The organism is Pseudomonas halotolerans (assembly GCF_039581215.1).
In the GTDB taxonomy this organism is placed as follows: Bacteria; Pseudomonadota; Gammaproteobacteria; order Pseudomonadales; family Pseudomonadaceae; genus Aquipseudomonas; species Aquipseudomonas tehranensis.
Genome location: NZ_JBCNTJ010000014.1, coordinates 65,271 through 85,781, shown reverse-complemented (window position 1 = coordinate 85,781; position 20,511 = coordinate 65,271). Strand labels below are relative to the sequence as shown.

At 61.4% G+C, this 20,511-nt stretch carries 20 protein-coding genes; 14 read left to right on the top strand and 6 right to left on the bottom strand.

Features of this window, described 5'->3' with window-relative positions; genetic code table 11:
• Window positions 1–93: 93 nt before the first annotated feature.
• From dsbG to dsbD, 3 genes are read right to left on the bottom strand one after another with little or no spacing between them, the layout of a single operon-like run.
• Window positions 94–861: a thiol:disulfide interchange protein DsbG gene (gene dsbG, locus AAIS01_RS18705; RefSeq protein ID WP_343470173.1), complete on the bottom strand. Its 768-nt coding sequence runs from the start codon at window positions 859–861 to the stop codon at window positions 94–96.
• Window positions 837–1,706: a TlpA family protein disulfide reductase gene (locus AAIS01_RS18700; protein WP_343470172.1), complete on the bottom strand. Its 870-nt coding sequence runs from the start codon at window positions 1,704–1,706 to the stop codon at window positions 837–839. The genes dsbG and AAIS01_RS18700 overlap by 25 nt, the downstream gene beginning before the upstream one ends.
• Window positions 1,706–3,433: a protein-disulfide reductase DsbD gene (gene dsbD, locus AAIS01_RS18695; RefSeq protein ID WP_343470171.1), complete on the bottom strand. Its 1,728-nt coding sequence runs from the start codon at window positions 3,431–3,433 to the stop codon at window positions 1,706–1,708. Before dsbD ends, AAIS01_RS18700 begins: the two co-directional genes overlap by 1 nt.
• Window positions 3,434–3,608: 175 nt before the next feature.
• Here dsbD and AAIS01_RS18690 point away from each other — a divergent pair, with 175 nt between their 5' ends.
• From AAIS01_RS18690 to AAIS01_RS18670, 5 genes are all read left to right on the top strand, one after another.
• Complete coding sequence (locus AAIS01_RS18690; RefSeq protein WP_343470170.1) at window positions 3,609–4,289, top strand: response regulator; 681 nt, start codon at window positions 3,609–3,611, stop codon at window positions 4,287–4,289.
• A complete protein-coding gene (locus AAIS01_RS18685) occupies window positions 4,286–5,617 on the top strand; it encodes an ATP-binding protein (RefSeq protein WP_343470169.1) in 1,332 nt (443 codons plus the stop codon). Before AAIS01_RS18690 ends, AAIS01_RS18685 begins: the two co-directional genes overlap by 4 nt.
• A gap of 205 nt (window positions 5,618–5,822) precedes the next feature.
• Window positions 5,823–6,344: a GNAT family N-acetyltransferase gene (locus AAIS01_RS18680; protein WP_343470168.1), complete on the top strand. Its 522-nt coding sequence runs from the start codon at window positions 5,823–5,825 to the stop codon at window positions 6,342–6,344.
• A 97-nt stretch (window positions 6,345–6,441) separates the two neighbouring features.
• Window positions 6,442–7,854 (top strand): aspartate aminotransferase family protein, encoded by a 1,413-nt coding sequence (locus AAIS01_RS18675; protein ID WP_343470167.1) that lies wholly within the window; start codon window positions 6,442–6,444, stop codon window positions 7,852–7,854.
• An 84-nt stretch (window positions 7,855–7,938) separates the two neighbouring features.
• Window positions 7,939–8,166 carry an MbtH family protein gene (locus AAIS01_RS18670; RefSeq protein WP_072407945.1) on the top strand — a complete coding sequence of 76 codons (228 nt, stop codon included), beginning with the start codon at window positions 7,939–7,941 and terminating at the stop codon, window positions 8,164–8,166.
• 191 nt (window positions 8,167–8,357) lie between these two features.
• Here the strand turns inward: AAIS01_RS18670 and AAIS01_RS18665 are convergent, their stop codons facing one another.
• A complete protein-coding gene (locus AAIS01_RS18665; RefSeq protein ID WP_343470165.1) occupies window positions 8,358–9,254 on the bottom strand; it encodes a LysR family transcriptional regulator in 897 nt (298 codons plus the stop codon).
• Between the two features lie 103 nt (window positions 9,255–9,357).
• Here AAIS01_RS18665 and AAIS01_RS18660 point away from each other — a divergent pair, with 103 nt between their 5' ends.
• The gene (locus AAIS01_RS18660) at window positions 9,358–10,203 is read left to right on the top strand and encodes a type 1 glutamine amidotransferase domain-containing protein (RefSeq protein ID WP_343470164.1); all 846 of its coding nucleotides are present in this window, start codon (window positions 9,358–9,360) and stop codon (window positions 10,201–10,203) included.
• Window positions 10,204–10,336: 133 nt separating this feature from the next.
• Here the strand turns inward: AAIS01_RS18660 and ppsR are convergent, their stop codons facing one another.
• The gene (gene ppsR, locus AAIS01_RS18655; protein WP_230149764.1) at window positions 10,337–11,155 is read right to left on the bottom strand and encodes a posphoenolpyruvate synthetase regulatory kinase/phosphorylase PpsR; all 819 of its coding nucleotides are present in this window, start codon (window positions 11,153–11,155) and stop codon (window positions 10,337–10,339) included.
• A 179-nt stretch (window positions 11,156–11,334) separates the two neighbouring features.
• On the opposite strand from ppsR, the gene ppsA reads away from it, so the two are divergent.
• From ppsA to AAIS01_RS18615, 8 genes are all read left to right on the top strand, one after another.
• Window positions 11,335–13,710, top strand: a complete 2,376-nt coding sequence (ppsA, locus tag AAIS01_RS18650; RefSeq protein ID WP_186658914.1) for a phosphoenolpyruvate synthase — start codon at window positions 11,335–11,337, stop codon at window positions 13,708–13,710.
• Window positions 13,711–13,936: 226 nt separating this feature from the next.
• Window positions 13,937–14,926 (top strand): alpha/beta fold hydrolase, encoded by a 990-nt coding sequence (locus tag AAIS01_RS18645; protein ID WP_343470162.1) that lies wholly within the window; start codon window positions 13,937–13,939, stop codon window positions 14,924–14,926.
• 128 nt (window positions 14,927–15,054) lie between these two features.
• Window positions 15,055–15,546 carry a ribonuclease E activity regulator RraA gene (gene rraA / locus AAIS01_RS18640; RefSeq protein ID WP_343470161.1) on the top strand — a complete coding sequence of 164 codons (492 nt, stop codon included), beginning with the start codon at window positions 15,055–15,057 and terminating at the stop codon, window positions 15,544–15,546.
• 25 nt (window positions 15,547–15,571) lie between these two features.
• Entirely contained in the window at window positions 15,572–16,567 is a 996-nt protein-coding gene (locus AAIS01_RS18635) for a zinc transporter ZntB (RefSeq protein WP_343470160.1), read from the top strand.
• Between the two features lie 63 nt (window positions 16,568–16,630).
• Window positions 16,631–16,876 carry a hypothetical protein gene (locus tag AAIS01_RS18630; protein ID WP_014337331.1) on the top strand — a complete coding sequence of 82 codons (246 nt, stop codon included), beginning with the start codon at window positions 16,631–16,633 and terminating at the stop codon, window positions 16,874–16,876.
• A gap of 2 nt (window positions 16,877–16,878) precedes the next feature.
• Window positions 16,879–17,703: a mechanosensitive ion channel family protein gene (locus AAIS01_RS18625; RefSeq protein ID WP_047227144.1), complete on the top strand. Its 825-nt coding sequence runs from the start codon at window positions 16,879–16,881 to the stop codon at window positions 17,701–17,703.
• A 91-nt stretch (window positions 17,704–17,794) separates the two neighbouring features.
• The gene (gene sigX / locus AAIS01_RS18620) at window positions 17,795–18,385 is read left to right on the top strand and encodes an RNA polymerase sigma factor SigX (protein ID WP_042729583.1); all 591 of its coding nucleotides are present in this window, start codon (window positions 17,795–17,797) and stop codon (window positions 18,383–18,385) included.
• 107 nt (window positions 18,386–18,492) lie between these two features.
• Complete coding sequence (locus AAIS01_RS18615) at window positions 18,493–19,527, top strand: OmpA family protein (protein WP_343470158.1); 1,035 nt, start codon at window positions 18,493–18,495, stop codon at window positions 19,525–19,527.
• Between the two features lie 225 nt (window positions 19,528–19,752).
• Here AAIS01_RS18615 and cobA read toward each other — a convergent pair whose 3' ends face one another.
• Window positions 19,753–20,508, bottom strand: a complete 756-nt coding sequence (gene cobA / locus AAIS01_RS18610) for a uroporphyrinogen-III C-methyltransferase (protein ID WP_343470157.1) — start codon at window positions 20,506–20,508, stop codon at window positions 19,753–19,755.
• Between the last annotated feature and the right edge of the window lie 3 nt (window positions 20,509–20,511).

The window sequence follows — 20,511 nt, the reverse complement described above, 5'->3', positions numbered from 1 at the left end:
CGCGAATGCGCAGGTTCAGTTGATGCAGCTGTGACTGACCCACCGCATTCGCGAGCAAGCTCGCTCCCACGGGGGATCTGCTGTGGGGGCCCGTTACTTCGGCCCGAGAATCCTCACCAGTTTGTCTGGCGACGGTGCGCCTTGCTGCTGTTGCAGTTCGCCCTTGTCATCCAGGTAAAAAATCGCCGGGGTGGCGGACAGCTCCAGCTCTTCCATCAATTGCAGGTTGGCGTCCAGTTTTGCCTGGATGGCCGGCGGTATGTTTTTGAGGGGTTTGAGCGCGCTGCCCTTGCCGGCCTTCTCGTGGGTTTCCAAGGCTTTTTCAGGGTCCTTGGCTGCCAGCAAGGCGGCGGATTTTCCTGGGCTGTCTTCGCGGATGATGCCCACCATGATGTGGCGTAACTGCACTTTGCCGGCCTTGACCCAGGGCCGTGCCTGTTCCCAGAACATGTTGCAGTACGGGCAGTTCGGGTCACTGAACAGGTAGACGGTGCGCGGCGCGTCCTTGCTGCCGTCGGCGATCCAGTTGCTCGCTTCCATCTTCTCCCAGATAGCCTTGGCCATTGGCGCATAGACCAGCTTTTGCAGCGGCTCGGCGCTCAGGTCCTTGCCGTCGGCGTCGTACAGGTTGCCCAGCAAGACATGCTGGCCATCGGGGGTCAGGTACAGCGCCATCCCGCGGTTCTGGTATTGCGCCGCGTAACCGCGCAACCCGTCCGGCGCCTCGAACGTGCCGACGATTTTCGCGCCCTTGGCTTCGATTTTCTTGATGGCCGCGGGCAGTTCTTCAGCCTGCAGCAGCGGTGCCTGCGACAGCGCGGCGGCGACGGCCAGGGTCAGCAAGTGGCGGAGGCGGGGCATGAGGGTTTCCTTGTGGCGGAGTGGGGGGGCGTTGTTGAGTCCGGCGTTTCGAAGTGCTCCAGGGCGCGGGCCAGGCTCGCTTCCGACAATTCACCCAAGTGGCTGCCCAGCAGGCGACCGTCGGCGCTGTAGAACAAGGTCGTTGGCAGCGCCATGGAACCGACGGCTTGACCGAGGCGACCGCTGCCATCAAACAGCACGTTGTCCAGGCTCAAGCCCTGGGTGGCGAGGTAAGTGCTGACGCTTTGCATGCTTTCGGCCTGGTTGACGAACAGGAACGTCAGGTCCGGGCGCTGCTGCTGGGCTTCTTCCAGCACGGGCATTTCGCGCCGGCAGGGCGGGCACCAGGTGGCCCAGAGGTTGATCACCAGGGGCCGGCCCTGATAATCAGTGAGTTTCACGGTCTCGCCGGCGGCGGTACGCAAATTGATTTCCGGCAGTCGGGTCCCTTGTTCGTAGATCGTCAACGACATCGTCGCCAGCAGCCAGAACAACAGGCCGCTGCCAACGCCGAAAGCCAACGGCCGGCGCAAGGCCGGTCGGTGTCGGCTCCACAGCAACGCGCCAATCACCAGCGCAATGACCCCCGGCCAGGCCAGGAAACCGCCGTCGCGCAGGTCGACGACCTGCCACAGGTCATCCTGGTAATGGTTCCAGTAGGCGCCGACGAAGCCGATCCGTGCGGCCAGAAGCCCGAGCAAAAACAGCACGAACAGCACCGATTCCGGGTTTTCGCCACCGCGCTTGGCAACTCGCCAACCCACCACGGTCGCCAGTGCCAAGGCGCTGATCAGCAATAGATGGTTAAGCGCAATGGCAAAGGTGCCCAGGGTCAACGTCAGCATCAGCGCGCATTCCGGGTGATGTTCCAGTGTTCCAGGAAAACCTTGGCATTGACTTCACCGGTGATCCGCTGGCTGCGGCGCTCTTGACCGTCGGCGCCAATCCACAGCAGGCTCGGAGGCCCCGGCACTTGATAGCGGCCCAGCAGCTCGCGACTGGCGGTATTGTCGGCGGTGACATCGATACGCACCAGTCGGACGTCTTTCAAGGCATCCAGCACTTCGGCGCGACCAAACACCTGTTTTTCCATGATCTTGCAGGACACGCACCAGTCGGCGTAGTAGTCCAGCAGGACCCATTGGCCCTGGGCCTTGGCAGCGTCCAACTCCCGTTGCAGGGCGGCAGGTTCGCTGACCGTGATAAAGGCATCATGGGCGCTGACGGCCGAGCTTGCCGAGGTGCCGGCATAGACCTTCAGGGGCTGGAAGAAATCATCGCCGCCGCCCGCCGCGCCGATCACCAGCAGGCTGCCCCACAGGCCGAACAGCAGCGACGCGCTGCCGCATACATAGGCGGTACGACCGAAGCCTTCGGTCTGCCGCCAGGCGCTATAGGCGGCAATCAGCAGCAGCACGCCCCACAGGCCGATCCACAGCGAGCCGTCGATGACCGGGCGGATCATCAGGATCGCGGTGCCCAGGAACAAAAAGCCGAACACGCCCTTGAGCACATTCATCCAGGCGCCGGGTTTGGGCAGGAAACGATTGCCCACGGTCACCAATAGCAACAGCGGCAGGCCAATGCCGACGCCCATGGCGAACAGGATCAGCCCGCCGTGCAACGCATTGCCGCTTTGGGCGATGTACAGCAGCGCACCGGCCAGCGGGGCGGTCATGCACGGGCCCACCAACAGGCCGGACAAGGCTCCGAGAATACCGGCGCCCACCAGGCTGCCGCCGCGGCGCTGGCGTCCGGCGCTTTCCAGGCGGTCGCGCAGGGCGGCCGGCAACTGCAACTCGAAGAAACCGAACATCGGCAGCGCCAACACCACGAAGATCGCCGCGAAAGTGCCCAGCAGCCACGGTTGCTGCAGCAGCGCCTGAAGGTTGGCCCCCAGCAGCGCGGCGAGTACGCCCATGGCGGCATACACCAGGGCCATGCTGATCACGTAGCTGATGGCCAATGCCAATCCACGCCGAGGGCTGGCGCCGCTGCCCACCACCACCCCGGCCAGGATCGGCAGCATGGGCAGCGAGCACGGTGTAAACGCCAACAGCAGCCCCAGGCCAAAGAACACCAGCAGGCTCCAGCCCAAGGCCCGTTGTTGCAGGCCGCTGGCCAGGGCCTGGTCCGGCGCCTCGCCACTGGCAAGCGCGGGTGCATCCCCACCCAGGTCTACCACTTGGGTCTGGGGTGGATAGCACAGGCCCGCGTCGGCGCAGCCCTGGAAGCCGACTTTGATCTTGCCGGTGGCGCCGGCGGGAATTTTCAGTTCCAGCGCCTGGCGATACACCTGTTGATCGCCGAAAAACTCGTCGCTGTGGGCTTCACCTTCCGGCAGCTTCGGCTTCTGCGCCTCGGCAAGACCGTCGAATTTGAGTCGCTGCTGATACAGGTAGTAGCCGTCGGCAATCTGCCAGAACAACTGGGTTTCACCGGAGTCCAGGCGTTCGGAGGTAAACACGAACGCCTTTTCCACCGGCAGGAAATCGGTCTTGGTTTCGAAGGGATTGGCGGCCTGGGCCAGGCCCGAGATCAGAAGCAGCCACAGCAAAAACAATCGACGCATGAATAAAGCCTTAGAACGGAGCAAGTGGAATGCACGATGGCGAATGGCGATTAACCGTCGATTAACCCGGCGACGATCGGCAGGCAGCAATGATCGCCCATGTTTGCCGTACTCGTCGCATAATGTCGGCTTAATCGGCCGGCGGCCTAATGTACCTTTTTCCACGGGGCTTACCATGCACGTACTGGTCTGCGAAGACGATGAGTTGATCGCCAGCGGGATCGTCGCCGGGCTCACGGCCCAAGGCCTGACCGTCGAGCACGTCGCCACGGCGTCGGCGGCGCGGGCGATGGTGGGTGTGGCCCGGTTCGACGTCATGGTGCTGGACCTGGGGCTGCCTGACGAGGACGGCCTTAAATTGTTGCGCCAACTGCGCCAGCAAGGCCTGGAGATTCCGGTGCTGATCCTCACCGCCCGGGACTCGGTGACCGACCGGGTCGACGGTTTGCAGGCCGGTGCCGATGACTATTTGCTCAAGCCCTTCGATCTGCGTGAACTCGCGGCGCGCCTGCACACCTTGCTGCGACGCGTGGCGGGGCGCAGTGTCAATCTGATCGAGCACGGTCGTTTGACTTACGACCCCAGCAGCCGCGAAACCACCCTCGGCGGACAGCCGGTGGACCTTTCCCGGCGCGAGCAGTCACTGCTCCAGGCGTTGTTGCACAGCCGCGGTCGGGTCCTGTCCACCGAGCAACTCAAGGACAGCGTCTACGGGTTCAATGACGAACTGGAAAGCAACGCCCTCAACGTCCATATCCATCACCTGCGGCGCAAGCTTGGCAATGGGATTGTCGAGACGGTCCGCGGGCTGGGTTATCGGCTAGGGCCGGCCGACGACGGGGAGCCTTCCAAGTGATGAGCTTGCGATTGCGCCTGAGCCTGACCCTCGGTGCGGCCTTCGCCCTGATCTGGGCCCTGGCGGCGGCGTGGATGCTCAGCGATCTGCGCAACCAGATGATGTTCTCCCTCGACCAGCGGCTGGTGGCTTCGGCGCGGATGGTTGCCGGACTACTGGAGCAGATGCCGCCATTGCCCAGCAAGGGGGAGGGCACGCACCTGAGAACCGAGCACGTGAGCATTCCGGGGGGCATGGCCTGCCAGGTCAGTTCCTTGCGGGGAGAGATCCTGGCTCGCAGCCATGGCACCCCGGACCAAACCCTGGAAGCCGAGAAGCTGGGCTTTCATGACCAGATGATCGACGGCGCGCCCTGGCGCAGTTTTACCCTGGCCCGAGGGGATTTGCGTATCACCACCGCCGACCGTCAGATCGAGCGCGAAGCCTTGAACATGTCGGTGTTGTTGGCGGCCTCGGTGCCGGTCGGCGTGGCGCTGCTGGGCTGCCTGTGCTTGTTGTGGCTGGGCATCGGCCAGGGCCTGGCGCCGCTCAATCGCATGCGCGATGCATTGATGCGCCGCAATGCAGACTCCCTGGAGCCTTTGCAGATCCATCCGCTGCCCAGCGAACTGCGGCCGTTGCTGGAGACCCAGAATCAATTGTTCCAGCGTATCGGCAAGACCATTGAGCGCGAGCGACGGCTGACCGGTGATGCCGCCCATGAACTGCGCAGCCCCTTGACGGCCATCAAGACTCACCTGCAAGTGGCGCGCATGACCGAAGGCGTCGCCCGCGATCAGTCCCTGGCCCGGGCCGAGGAGGGCGCCGACCGGTTGCACCGTACGCTGGAGCAATTGCTGCTGCTGGCCCGGGTCGAAGGCAGCCTGTCGTTCGACGATGGCGTGCAATGCAACGCCGAGCAGGTGGCGCGGCTGGCAATCCAGGATGCGGCCAGTGGCGAACCCCGGCGAATCAAGCTGCACGTGCCGGCCGAGCTGTCCGACGCGCCGGTGCAAATGCCGGCAGTGCTCTCCATCGCCGCTTTGCGCAATTTGCTGGACAATGCGCTGCGTCATACCCCGGATGACACCGATGTGGAGCTGCGCCTGGAAATGATCGGCCAGCGCGTGCGGTTCCAGGTTCGCGACCACGGCCCGGGCATCGCCGCCGACGATATCCAGCACCTGACCCAGCGCTTCTGGCGCAACGGCCAGAGCACCGGCTGCGGACTGGGGTTGGCGATCGTCCAGGCCATCGTCCAGCGTTGCGGTTGCGGTCTGCATTTCGACAGCCGTGCGGACGGATTGCGGGTTGAATTGACGATGCCGGTGCAGACAACCGCTGTGTAGGAGCTGGCGAAGCCTGCGATCTTTTGATCTTGAGATTTAACTGTCTGGGACAAGATCGCAGCCTCGTTGCGCTCGTCCGCTCCTACGGGCGCACCCAGCGGGAGGGTCGTTGTACATCTGCTGTAACGACCTGCCATTGGCGCCCCAGCCTTATCCGGGTCTATGTTTTTTTCAGCTCGACTCAAGGACTGAGGAAAACCGCGCCATGGACACCTTCATCGAAATCTGCACGGCCACCCCCAGCGATGCCGGCATCATCAGCCGGATCGCCGAACGCTCCATCCGGGTCGGGTGTGCCGCCGAACACCGCAACGATCCCACTGTCGTCGCCGCCTGGGTACGCAACAACACCCTCGCGCATATCCGCCCCTGGCTGGTCGACCCACGCTTGCGTCTGACCGTGGCACGTTTGCAGGGGCGGCCGGCGGGTGTCGCCATGGCCTCGGCCAGTGGCCGGATCGCCTTCTGCTACGTACAGCCGGAGTCCTTCCGCCGCGGTGTCGGCCAGGCGCTGGTGCGGGACATCGAGGCCTGGCTGCGCGGGCGCGGGGTGGCCCGAGTGCGCCTCAACAGCACCCGTAGCAGCCAGGCGTTCTATCGACACCTGGGGTTCGAGCAAAGCGCTGACGCCTTCGCTATTGGCGGGGTCAAGGCCATTGCGATGCACAAGCCACTGATCGCGCCGCAGGAGAAAGTGCTGCCCGCGAGTAAATCCCCCCGCAGCTGATGCGTTTCCACAACAGGAAACCTGCATGTGCGCCCCGACCGGATGCGCACCTGCCCGGTGTGTCGTTTTGGGTCACTACGTACTGCGGGGTCGAGAGATGTCAGTCGCCAACAGCCTTATCGAAGCACAGCCGGCCCGGGTCAGCCCCGTGCCGGCCGAGACGCTCTACCAGTTCAATGAGTCGCCGCTGCTGGCTCGCCAGAGTCGGCAGGAGTCCAATGCCCGCAGCTATCCACGGCGCATACCCCTGGCTCTCAAGCGCGCCAAGGGGTTGTATGTCGAGGATGTCGAGGGCCGCACCTTCATCGATTGCCTGGCCGGCGCCGGCACGCTGGCGCTGGGGCATAACCACCCGGTGGTGATCGACGCGATCCAGCAGGTGCTGGCCGACGAGTTGCCGTTGCATACCCTGGACCTGACCACGCCGGTCAAGGATCGCTTCGTCCAGGACCTGTTCGGCCTGTTGCCGGTGGAGCTGGCCGCCGAGGCGAAGATTCAGTTCTGCGGCCCCACCGGTACCGACGCGGTGGAAGCCGCCCTCAAGCTGGTGCGCACCGCCACCGGACGCAGCACCGTGCTGTCGTTCCAGGGCGGTTATCACGGCATGAGCCAGGGCGCGCTGAGCCTGATGGGCAGCCTGGGGCCGAAGAAACCCTTGGGCGCCTTGCTCAGCAGCGGCGTGCAGTTCATGCCGTACCCCTACGATTACCGCTGTCCGTTCGGGCTGGGCGGTGTCGAGGGCGTGAGGGCCAACCTGCATTACCTGGAAAACCTGTTGAACGACCCGGAGGCCGGCGTGCAATTGCCGGCGGCGGTCATCGTCGAAGTGGTGCAGGGCGAAGGTGGAGTCATACCCGCCGACCTGGACTGGCTGCGCGGCTTGCGGCGGATCACCGAGCAGGCAGGGGTGGCGTTGATCGTCGACGAAATCCAGAGCGGCTTCGGCCGCACCGGCAAAATGTTTGCCTTCGAGCATGCCGGCATCATCCCGGACGTGGTGGTGTTGTCCAAGGCCATTGGCGGCAGCCTGCCGCTGGCGGTAGTGGTTTACCGCGACTGGCTCGACACCTGGTTGCCGGGTGCTCACGCCGGGACCTTCCGTGGCAATCAGATGGCCATGGCCGCCGGTTCCGCGGTAATGCGCTACCTGCGTGAACACGACCTGCCGACCCATGCCGCCGCCATGGGCGAACGCCTGAGTGAGCACCTGCACATCCTGCAGCGGGACTTCCCGCAATTGGGCGATATCCGTGGTCGCGGGCTGATGCTCGGTGTCGAGTTGGTGGACCCGGCGGGCAAGCCGGACGCCCTGGGCCATCCGCCGGTGAATGCACAGCTGGCGCCACGGCTGCAACGCGAATGCCTCAAGCGCGGGCTGATCCTGGAGCTGGGCGGTCGCCAGGGCGGCGTGGTGCGGTTCCTGCCACCGTTGATCATCACCCGGGCCGAAATCGACCGGGTCGCCGAGATTTTCGGGCGAGCCCTGCATGCGGCGGTCACAGACAGCTAATTTTCACCCGACCCCGTACGTTCCTTTCATATCCTGGCTGCGCATATGTCGCAGCGAACCTCGAGCAAAGATGGAGAGACACCCATGACTTCAGTATTCGACCGCGAGGACATCGTCTTTCAGGTCGTGGTCAACCACGAAGAGCAATATTCGATCTGGCCAGACTACAAGGCCATCCCCGAGGGTTGGCGTACCGTCGGTAAAAGCGGCTTCAAGAAGGAGTGCCTGGCCTACATCGAAGAAGTCTGGACCGACATGCGCCCGCTGAGCCTGCGCAAGAAAATGGACGAGCAGGCGGCTGCGGCCCACTAAATGTAGAGCCTGTGGCAGCAAGAAAGCTTTCCACAGCAAGGCTGCGGGAGAATACAAATCTTGCAGTCACATCAGAATCACTGTGGGAGCGAGCTGGCTCGCGATAGCGGTGGATCGGCAACATTAATGCCGGCTGACACTCCGCAATCGCGAGCCAGCTCGCCCCCACAGAGGCCGGCCGGCGTTACCCGCTATTGCTCGATCAAAAAATCAATCAGCGCCCGTGCCGCCGCCGGCAATTGCCGATGGGGCGGGTAGATGATTGAAAATGGTCGACTGCGCCCGCCAAAGTCCTCCAGCAAAGCCACCAGTTCCCCGCGCTCGATTCGCTCCCGGACAATGAATTCATAGGTCTGGCAGATTCCCATCCCGGCCTGTGCCAGGGACACGATGCCCAATACATCATCGGACACCTGCACATTGCCCGCCGGCAGCCATTCCCGGTTTTCATGATTGTCGCGAAACAGCCAGGGTGCGATGCGTCCGCTGCTGGGCATTACGAAAGGCAGGCAGGCGTGGGCAGCCAGTTCATCGACGTGCCGGGGAATTCCGGCGCGCTCCAGGTAATGCGGCGCGGCCACCAGGCAAAGGCGGGCGTCTTCGAGCTTGCGCCCGACCAGGCCGCTGTCCGGCAGCGGCCCAAGGCGGATCGCCAGGTCATACCCCTCGGCCACCAAATCGACATTGCGGTTGGTGATACTCAGCTCGACCCGAACTTGCGGGTAAGCCTCGGCGAAACGCGACAGCAGTGATGGCAGGCGGTAATGACCGTAGGTGGTCGGCACGCTCAAGCGCACGCGACCGGTCAAGACACCGTCCTGGCCCTGAATTCGCCGCTCGGCGTCGTCAATCAGGGCAAAGGCCGAGCGCGACTGTTCCAGGTACAACGTGCCGGCATCGGTCAGGTTCAGCCGCCGGGTCGTGCGTCGCAACAGTTGCACCCCGAGCCGGGCTTCGAGGCGGGAGATGGCGCGGCTCAGGACCGAAGGCGTGGTGCCCAGCGCCACGGCTGCGGCGCTGAGCGTGCCTTTTTCCGCGACCGTGACGAAGGCTTCCACGTCGGCCAGATAATCGAATCGACGGGCCATTGTTGCCTCCAGAGGCCAAGTGATGTTCCGGTGCGCCAGTTTATCGCCGGTGAGCGCATCAATACAGTGAGCGCATCTTTTATCGAAACATCCTGGAGTCATCATGAAAAAGCTCACGACCTTGGCAACGTCTGTGGTTCTGGCGGGTATTGGCGTCGCGGCCCATGCCGATAACGTGCTGGTGGTCCTGTCGGATTCCGCTCATCTGGATCTGAACAAGGGCAAGGTCTTCTCCACCGGGTTTTACCTCAACGAATTGCTGCAACCGGTGAAGCTGTTGCTGGATGCCGGTCACCACGTGACGTTCGCCACCCCCGAGGGCAGGGCGCCGACGCTGGACCGGTCCTCGGTGGACAAGATGTACTTCAACAATGACCCGGCGGAGCTGGAGCGCTACCAGGCGTTGCTGGCTCAACTGAACATCACTTCGGCCAAGGACTCACCGGTGATCAGCCTGGCCCGTGTCGAGCAGATCGGTCTGGAACAATTCGATGCCCTGTACATTCCCGGCGGGCATGCGCCCATGCAGGATTTGCTCACGAGCGCACCGCTGGGGCGGGTGTTGACGCACTTCCATGACAAGGGCAAGACCACCGCGCTGGTCTGCCACGGGCCGATCGCGTTGCTGTCGACCCTGCCTGATGCCAAGGGCTTCGTTGGCCAGTTGACTACCAAAGGCCAGGCCTCGGCCAAGGCTGACTGGATCTATGCCGGGTACAAGATGACGGTGATCAGCAATCAGGAAGAAGAGTTGGCCAAGGGGCTGCTGGGCGGCGGGAGCATGAAGTTCTATCCACAAACCGCGCTGGAGCAGGCCGGTGGGCAATACAGCAGCAACACCTCGCCGTGGACGTCCCATGTGGTGACGGATCGGGAATTGATCACCGGCCAGAATCCGGCCTCGGCGCTGGCGGTGGGGCAGGCGTTGCTTGAGCGGTTGAAACCCTAGGCCGGAATACTTCCTATCCCTTGTGGGAGCGAGCTTGCTCGCGATGACGGAGTGTCAGCCAACATTGATCTTGCTGACCCGCCGCAATCGCGAGCAAGCTCGCTCCCACAGGTTTTTCCGGCACGCCGTCTGGTTATTTGAACCGCCGCTCCACCCCTTTTTCCACCAGGATCTTCGCCGAAATCTCTTCCACGGAAAAATGCGTGGAGTTGATGTGGGGAATGTTCTCCCGCCGGAACAGGTTTTCCACCTCGCGCACTTCGAATTCGCACTGGGCGTAGCTCGAATAGCGGCTGTTGGGCTTGCGCTCGTTGCGGATCGCAGTGAGGCGGTCCGGATCGATGGTCAGGCCGAACAGCTTGTGCTGGTGGGCGCGCAAGGCGCTGGGCAACTGCAGGCGCTCCATGTCGTCTTCGGTCAACGGATAGTTGGCCGCGCGAATGCCAAATTGCATGGCCATGTACAGGCACGTCGGCGTCTTACCACAGCGCGACACACCCACTAGGATCAAGTCGGCCTTGTCGTAATAATGCGTACGGGCGCCGTCATCGTTGTCCAAGGCAAAGTTGACCGCCTCGATCCGCTCCATGTAGTTGGAGTTATGACCAATGGAGTGGGACTTGCCGACCGAGTAGGAGGAGTGTTCGCTCAGCTCCTGCTCCAGGGGCGCCAGGAAGGTGGAAAAAATGTCGATCATGAAACCATTGGACGTTGCGAGAATCTCACGGATGTCCTGATTGACGATGGTATCGAAGATAATCGGGCGGAAACCGTCGGTTTCGGCGGCTTTATTGATTTGCTGTACCATGGCCCGGGCCTTGTCGACGTTGTCGATGTAGGGGCGGGTCAGCTTGGCGAAGGTAATGTTTTCGAATTGCGCCAACAGGCTTTGGCCCAGTGTTTCGGCCGTGATGCCGGTGCCGTCGGAGATAAAGAAAGCAGATCGTTTCATTTGCGCCTTGGGCCCTAGTGAGCGAGTGACGATTCTTGGATATGATAGGCGCGATTTGCTGGCCGCCAGTGGCCCGCATTCTCACTTATTTTCCAGGTCCAGGCCATATCGCCGGTATTTGCTCCCCTGGAGCCACCGGTGCCTTGAGCTTTTCCAACACAGTCAGTGGAGAGATCACCTTGGTAGAGTACGTAGTTTCCCTCGATAAGCTCGGCGTCCATGATGTAGAGCATGTGGGGGGCAAGAACGCATCCCTGGGCGAGATGATCAGTAACCTCGCCGGTGCCGGCGTATCGGTGCCAGGTGGCTTCGCCACGACAGCTCAGGCTTATCGTGACTTTCTGGAACTGAGCGGCCTGAACAAACAGATCCACGACGCGCTCGATGCCCTGGACGTCGATGACGTCAATGCCCTGGCCAAGACTGGCGCCCAGATCCGCCAATGGATCATGGAAGCCGAGTTCCCCGAGAAACTGAACGCCGAAATCCGTACTGCCTTCGCCAAACTGTCCGAAGGCAATCCCGACATTGCCGTCGCCGTGCGCTCCTCGGCCACCGCTGAAGACCTGCCGGATGCTTCCTTCGCCGGCCAGCAGGAAACCTTCCTGAACATCCGTGGCGTGGAAAACGTCATCCGTGCCGCCAAGGAAGTCTTCGCCTCTCTTTTTAACGACCGTGCCATTTCCTACCGTGTGCATCAGGGCTTTGACCACAAGCTGGTCGCCCTGTCTGCCGGTGTGCAGCGCATGGTCCGCTCCGAAACCGGCACCGCCGGGGTGATGTTCACCCTCGACACCGAGTCGGGTTTCCGTGACGTGGTATTCATCACCGGCGCCTACGGCCTGGGTGAAACCGTCGTACAAGGCGCGGTGAACCCGGATGAGTTCTATGTCCATAAAGGCACGCTGGAAGCCGGTCGTCCGGCCATCCTGCGCCGTAACCTGGGCAGCAAGGCCATCAAGATGGTCTACGGCGACGAAGCCAAGGCCGGTCGTTCGGTCAAGACCGTCGACGTGGACAAGGCTGAACGCGCGCGCTTCTGCCTGAGCGACGCCGAGGTCAGCGAGCTGGCCAAGCAGGCGATGATCATCGAGAAGCACTACAAGTGCCCGATGGACATCGAATGGGCCAAGGACGGTGACGACGGCAAGCTGTATATCGTGCAGGCCCGCCCCGAAACCGTGAAGAGCCGTACCCAGGCCAACGTCATGGAGCGCTACCTGCTCAAGGAAACCGGCACCGTGCTGGTGGAAGGCCGTGCCATCGGCCAGCGCATCGGCGCCGGCAAGGTACGGATCATCAAGGACGTCTCGGAGATGGATAAGGTCCAGGCCGGCGACGTGCTGGTTTCCGACATGACCGACCCGGATTGGGAACCGGTGATGAAACGCGCCAGCGCCATCGTCACCAACCGCGGCGGACGTACCTGCCACGCGGCGATCATCGCCCGTGAACTGGGCATTCCGGCCGTGGTCGGTTGCGGCAATGCCACTCAGTTGCTCAAGGACGGCCAGGGCGTGACCGTGTCCTGCGCCGAAGGCGATACCGGTTATATCTTCGAAGGCGAACTGGGCTTCGACATCAAGAAGAACTCCGTGGACGCCATGCCGGACCTGCCGTTCAAGATCATGATGAACGTCGGCAACCCGGATCGCGCCTTCGACTTCGCGCAGTTGCCGAACGCTGGGGTGGGCCTGGCCCGCCTGGAGTTCATCATCAACCGCATGATCGGCGTGCACCCCAAGGCATTGTTGAATTACGACGGCTTGCCGCCGGAGATCAAGGACAGCGTCGACAAGCGCATTGCCGGTTACAACGATCCGGTCGGTTTCTACGTCGAGAAACTGGTGGAAGGCATCAGCACCCTGGCGGCCGCGTTCTGGCCGAAAAAGGTCATCGTGCGCCTGTCGGACTTCAAGTCCAACGAATACGCCAACCTGATCGGCGGCAAGCTCTACGAGCCGGAAGAAGAAAACCCGATGTTGGGCTTCCGCGGGGCTTCGCGTTACATCAGCGAATCGTTCCGTGACTGCTTCGAACTCGAGTGCCGCGCCCTCAAGCGTGTGCGCAACGAGATGGGCCTTACCAACGTTGAGATCATGGTGCCGTTCGTGCGCACCCTGGGCGAAGCGAGCCAGGTTGTCGACCTGCTGGCGGAAAACGGTCTGGCTCGTGGCGACAACGGCCTGCGCGTGATCATGATGTGCGAGCTGCCGTCCAACGCGATCCTCGCTGAAGAGTTCCTTGAGTTCTTCGACGGCTTCTCCATCGGCTCCAACGACCTGACCCAATTGACCCTGGGCCTGGACCGTGACTCCGGCATCATCGCCCACCTGTTCGATGAGCGGAACCCGGCGGTCAAGAAGCTGCTGGCCAATGCCATTGCCGCCTGCAACAAGGCCGGCAAGTACATCGGCATCTGCGGTCAGGGCCCTTCGGACCACCCGGACCTGGCCAAGTGGCTGATGGAGCAGGGCATCGAAAGCGTTTCGTTGAACCCCGACTCCGTACTGGAGACCTGGTTCTTCCTGGCTGAAGGTCAGGCAGCGGTCTGATCGAGGGAAGGGGCCTGACCGGCTAATACCGGTCAGTTAAGCGAAGCCCCTGTGGGAGCGAGCCTGCTCGCGATTGCGGAGTGTCAGCCAAGATTAATTTTGCTGACCCGCCGCAATCGCGAGCAGGCTCGCTCCCACAGGTTGCGCGGTTTGACCCATAGGCCCCTTTTGATTGAAGTAGGGCGGGCATCCAGGTGGATGCCGCCCTTTTTTGTGCAAGAGCATTATGCAAAGCAGCAGCAACCTCTTTCCTGTCGCCCTGATCAGCGCTGAGCGGCGTGGTGATCTGAGTGAAGATGTCTATCGTCTGAAGCCCGGCAACAGCCCGGACTACAGCGTTGAATTGGCCGTCACCCGACTGGGCATGGCCGACGGCAGCGAGGTTCGCGGCGTTCCCGTGATCCTGCTGCACGGCAGTTTTTCCAACCGGCGCTTCTGGTATTCGCCCAAGGGCCTGGGACTGGGGGCCTATCTTGCGCGGCTGGGCTTTGACGTGTGGATTCCCGAAATGCGTGGCCATGGCTTGTCCCAGCGCAATCACGACTACCGCAAGAACCGCGTCGCCGATTACGCTCGTTACGATTTGCCGGCCATCGGCGCCTTTGTGCGTGAGCAGAGCGAGCAGGTGCCGCACTGGATCGGCCACTCTTTGGGCGGCATCACCCTGGCGGCCGCGTTGGGCGGCCACTATTTGGGCGAGCCGGCTGTGGCTTCGGCGGCGTTTTTTGGCACCCAGGTCAGCCGCACCTATTGGCCGCTGAAGATCCCACCGGTGGAATGGAGCGGACGTTTCATCCTCAAGCGTTTTGCCCAATTGTCCGGTTCGCGACTCAGGCGCGGCCCGGAGGACGAGCCCATCGGTCTGGCCCTGGAGAGCATGCGCTGGTATGGCCTGTTCGGGCGTTTCGGTGATGCTCAGAAGAACTGGTGGGCGGGGTTGGCCGATGTGCAGGTGCCAGTACTGGCGGTGAGCGCGGCCGGCGACCAGCAGGACCCGACCTGGGCTTGTCGCAAACTCTTCGAACAGATCGGCTCTGCGCACAAGCAGTTTGTCGGCCTGGGTCGGGAGCAGGGTTTCAGCGACGATTTCGGCCATGTCGAAATGCTGGTCAGTAAAGCGGCCCATGCTGAGGTCTGGCCGCTGGTGGCGCGCTGGCTGGCAGATCAGCACGCACCGCTGCTGGCAGATCCATCCAGGCTGGCCGAGGCAGTTTGAAGCGGAGGCTCTGACAAGGGCATTTCGCTCTTGTCGGCTTGCGGCTAAGATATGACGCGATACGTGGTTCCGGTCACAAACGGTTGCTCACTTCAGCCTGACGTTCCAGCCTTTACAGGAGTTGTTCAATGAACCATTACCTCACGCCCGACCTGTGCGACGCCTACCCGGAGTTGGTGCAAGTGTTGGAGCCGATGTTCAGCAATTTCGGTGGCCGCGATTCCTTCGGTGGCGAAATCGTGACCATCAAGTGCTTCGAGGACAACTCCCTGGTCAAGGAGCAGGTGGAACTCAAGGGAAACGGCAAAGTGTTGGTAGTCGATGGCGGCGGCTCGCTGCGCCGGGCATTGCTGGGTGACATGCTGGCCGAGAAAGCCGCAAAAAACGGCTGGGAAGGGCTGGTGATTTACGGGTGCATCCGCGACGTCGACGTTATCGCCCAGACAGACCTCGGTGTCCAGGCCCTGGCCAGCCATCCGATGAAAACCGAAAAGCGTGGCATCGGCGATCTCAATGTCGCGGTGACCTTTGCCGGCGTGACGTTTCGTCCAGGCGAGTATGTCTATGCGGACAACAACGGTGTGATTGTTTCGCCCAGCCCGCTGAAAATGCCTGAATGAAGTGTCAAAGCCATAAGGGATGAGGATGTTCGAGGAAGAAAACGCGCAATGGGGGCTGGTGCATGCCCTGGTGCTGGACGGCAAAGGTGGCGCGCGTTCGATAGCCCGGACAGAACTCGACGATTTGCAGTTACAGGCCCACGAAAGCCTGTGGCTGCACTGGGATCGCAGTCACCCGCAAACCCACACCTGGCTGCGCAAATCCAGTGGCCTGAGCGAGTTCAACTGCGATCTGTTGCTGGAGGAGAACACCCGGCCGCGCCTGTTGCCATTGCCCAGCACCGAGTTGTTGCTGTTTCTGCGGGGCATCAATCTCAACCCGGGCGCCGAACCGGAGGACATGGTGTCGGTGCGGATCTTCGCCTCCGCCCAGCGAGTCATCTCCCTGCGCCTGCGTCCGTTGCGCGCTACCGATGAACTGTTGACGCAACTGGCCGAGGGCAAGGGGCCGAGAACCGCGTCGGAACTCATCCTTTATATGGCGCAATACCTGACCAACAAGGTGCAGGATCTGGTCACCCAGCTCTCGGAAATCGTCGACGGTGAAGAAGAAAAGATCGATACCGACGAACGGTATACCCCCGAGCATGATGCCATTTTGCACATCCGTAGAAGGGCGGCTGGGCTCAAGCGGTTCCTCGCCCCCCAGCGGGATATTTTCGGCCAGATGACACGGCTCAAACTGCCGTGGTTTGTCGAAGATGATGGCGATTACTGGAACGAATTGAACAACAGCCTGACCCGCTACCTCGAAGAGCTGGAATTGACCCGAGAGCGCGTGGGGCTTGTGCTGGAGGCCGAGGACCGGCGTCTGTCGGTGCGCATGAATCGCACCATGTACCGCTTCGGCATCATCACCGGGATCTTCCTGCCGATGAGTTTTCTCACCGGTCTTTTGGGCATCAATGTGGGCGGTATTCCGTTCTCCGAAAGCCCTTATGGCTTCCTGGTCGCGTGCCTGTTGATGGTCGGCGTGGCCCTGGGGCAGTGGTGGCTATTCCGGCGTTTACGCTGGGTTTGACGGAGCACCATGTGACCTGCCGAAATTTGATCGCGTCTTCCACAGACATCACGAGAGGTGCGTATGCACGATCCGTTTGAACAGTCTTTGCGCGACATGCTCAAGGCTTCGCCGTCCAGCCGGGACGACGATGCATGCCTGGGACGTGTACTGAAAACCGCCAACCGCCAGGTTGGCGCCGGCGATCTGTTCAGCCTGCTGGGCCGCTGGTTGCCCGCGCTGATGATCGCCCTGAATAACGGGTCGGCCCATGTTTCGCCGGTTTCCCGTCGTAAACCTGTTACTCGCACCGCTGATAAGGCTGATTGAATATGGAACTTGATCTCTGGACCCAGAGCCTCGTCACGGCAATGACTGCGTTGTGGACCAAGGTGGCTAATTTCATCCCCAACCTCTTCGGCGCCCTGGTGGTGCTGTTGTTGGGGTTCGTGGTGGCCAAGCTGCTGGACACCCTGCTTTCAAAACTGCTCGCCAAACTGGGGCTCGACCGCCTGATGGGCGGCACTGGCCTGACCAAGCTGCTGTCGCGCGGTGGCATCCAGGTGCCGATCTCGACCTTGGTCGGCAAGATCGTCTACTGGTTCGTTCTGCTGATTTTCCTGGTTTCCGCGGCTGAATCCCTTGGCCTTGAGCGAGTTTCAGCTACGCTCGACATGCTTGCGTTGTATTTGCCGAAGGTTTTCGGCGCCGCGCTGGTATTGCTGGTGGGCGTCCTGCTGGCGCAACTGGCCAACGGGCTGGTGCGTGGCGCGGCCGAAGGTGTCGGGCTTGACTACGCCCAGGGCTTGGGACGAATTGCCCAGGGCCTGGTGATCATCATCAGTATTTCGGTCGCGATCAGCCAGTTGGAGGTCAAGACTGACCTGCTCAACCATGTGATCGTCATCGTATTGATTACCGTTGGTCTGGCGGTTGCGCTGGCCATGGGGTTGGGAAGCCGGGAAATCGCCGGTCAGATTCTTGCGGGAATCTATGTGCGTGAATTGTATGAGGTTGGGCAACAAGTGCGTGTTGGCGAGGTCGAAGGCCAGATCGAAGAGATCGGCACGGTGAAGACCACATTGCTGACCGAGGAGGGCGAATTGGTATCGCTCTCCAATCGGATCCTGCTGGAGCAGCATGTGAGTAGCCGCTAACCCGGCAAACCCTGCTAATGTATGCCGCCGCAAAATGCCTGTTAACGCAGGCTGCGGCGCACATTGACCTAGACTGTCGGCCCGACTTGTTTTGAACAAACCCCAATCGCTATCCACGCGCTACGACCCCCGTGATCTCTCCGATGAGGAGTTGGTCGCGCGCGCGCATACGGAACTTTTCCACGTAACCCGTGCTTACGAAGAATTGATGCGCCGTTACCAGAGAACATTATTTAACGTTTGTGCACGTTATCTGGGGAACGATCGTGATGCTGACGATGTCTGTCAGGAGGTGATGTTGAAGGTGCTGTATGGCCTGAAGAACTTCGAGGGGAAATCGAAGTTTAAGACGTGGCTATATAGCATCACGTACAATGAATGCATCACGCAGTACCGCAAGGAACGGCGAAAGCGTCGCTTGATGGACGCTTTAAGCTTGGACCCTCTGGAGGAAGCGTCCGAAGAAAAGGCGCCCAAACCGGAGGAGAAAGGCGGGCTTGATCGTTGGCTTGTCCATGTGAACCCGATCGACCGGGAAATTCTGGTGCTACGATTTGTCGCAGAGCTGGAATTCCAAGAGATCGCAGACATAATGCACATGGGGTTGAGCGCGACAAAAATGCGTTACAAGCGCGCTCTTGATAAATTGCGTGAGAAATTTGCGGGTATTGCTGAAACTTAGTTCGGCGCAAATATCTCTTACGTGTAGGCAAGTTCTGATAGACTTGTCGCCGAGTTGTCCCCCGGTTTGCGGGACTGCTTTACAATCACCAGATGGGGATTTAACGGATGAAACTGAAAAACACCTTGGGCTTTGCCATTGGTTCTTTGATTGCTGCCACTTCGTTCGGCGCTCTGGCACAAGGCCAAGGCGCAGTTGAAATCGAAGGCTTCGCCAAGAAAGAACAATTCGACAGCGCTCGTAACTTCAAGAACAACGGCAACCTGTTCGGCGGTTCGATCGGCTACTTCCTGACCGACGACGTTGAGCTGCGTCTGGCTTACGACGAAGTGCACAACGCACGTTCCGACGACGGTCGTAACATCAAGGGCTCCAACACTGCCCTGGACGCTCTGTACCACTTCAACAACCCAGGCGACATGCTGCGTCCGTACGTATCGGCTGGTTTCTCCGATCAGAGCATCGGTCAGAACGGCCGTAGCGGTCGCAACGGCTCCACCTTCGCCAACGTTGGCGGCGGTGCCAAGCTGTACTTCACTGACAACTTCTACGCCCGTGCCGGCGTTGAAGCTCAGTACAACATCGACCAGGGCGACACCGAGTGGGCTCCAAGCGTCGGTATCGGTGTGAACTTCGGTGGCGGCTCCAAGCCTGCTGCTGCTCCAGTTCCAGCTCCGGCTGAAGTCTGCTCCGACAGCGACAACGATGGCGTGTGCGACAACGTCGACAAGTGCCCTGACACCCCAGCCAACGTAACCGTTGACGCTGATGGCTGCCCAGCTGTTGCTGAAGTCGTCCGTGTTGAGCTGGACGTCAAGTTCGACTTCGACAAGTCGGTCGTTAAAGAAAACAGCTATGGCGACATCAAGAACCTGGCTGATTTCATGAAGCAGTACCCATCCACCAGCACCACTGTTGAAGGTCACACTGACTCCGTCGGTCCTGACGCTTACAACCAGAAACTGTCTGAGCGTCGTGCAAACGCCGTTAAAGACGTTCTGACCAACCAGTACGGTGTTGAATCGTCCCGCGTTCAGTCTGTTGGCTACGGCGAATCCCGCCCAGTTGCCGACAACGCTACTGACGCTGGCCGCGCTGTAAACCGTCGCGTAGAAGCAGAAGTTGAAGCCCAAGCTAAGTAATTAGCCCACAGCTCTGGAAAAGCCCGGCTTAGGCCGGGCTTTTCTTTGCCTGCGATTTGGGAAATGAGGGGCGCGCGCGCCCCAGTTCAGTTGGTTAAAACACCAAACCTGTGGGAGCAAAGCTTGCTCGCGATAGCGGTGTGTCAGCCCGTATGAATGTTGCTGACCCTACCCCATCGCGAGCAAGCTTGGCTCCCACAGGTTCGGTGGCACTTGTGTTATTTGCTACAGCGCTGAAGCCTGGACCCACGCAGGTTGCGATTCCTCCCATTCGGCAGCGCCCGCCACCGCCCCAATCACCAGAATCGCCGGGCTTTTGAGTTGAAACGCACCTGCATCGGCTTCCATTGAGGCCAGATCACTGCGGCAATCACGCTGATGGGGCAGGGAGGCATTTTCGATCATGGCCACCGGCGTGTCCGCCGCCAGGCCACCGGCCAGCAGTTGTTCGCGGATCTCGCTCAGTTTCGCCACCCCCATGTACACCACCAGGGTGGTCCCGCTTTGTGCCAAGGCTCCCCAATTCAGGCTGCTACCGTCCTGGGTGTGGGCGGTGACCAGCGTCACGCCACGGGCAATCCCGCGCAGCGTCAGCGGAATATCACATTGCGTCGCACCCGCAAGGCCGGCCGTAATGCCATTGACCAGCTCGACTTCGACGCCGTGCGCGCGCAGCCACTGCGCCTCTTCGCCGCCGCGGCCGAAAATGCACGGGTCGCCGCCCTTGAGGCGCACCACGCACTTGCCCTGACGGGCATAACGCAGCATCAGCCGATGGATAAAAGCCTGGGGCGTGGAACGGCATCCGCCGCGCTTGCCCACGGCGATGATCCGCGCGCCAGGGCAATGCTCCAGCACCGCATCGTTGACCAGATCGTCGATCAACACCACGTCGGCTTCGCCCAAGGCGCGTACGGCTTTGAGGGTCAGCAATTCAGGGTCGCCAGGACCTGCACCCACCAGCCAGACTTTTGCGTTCATAGT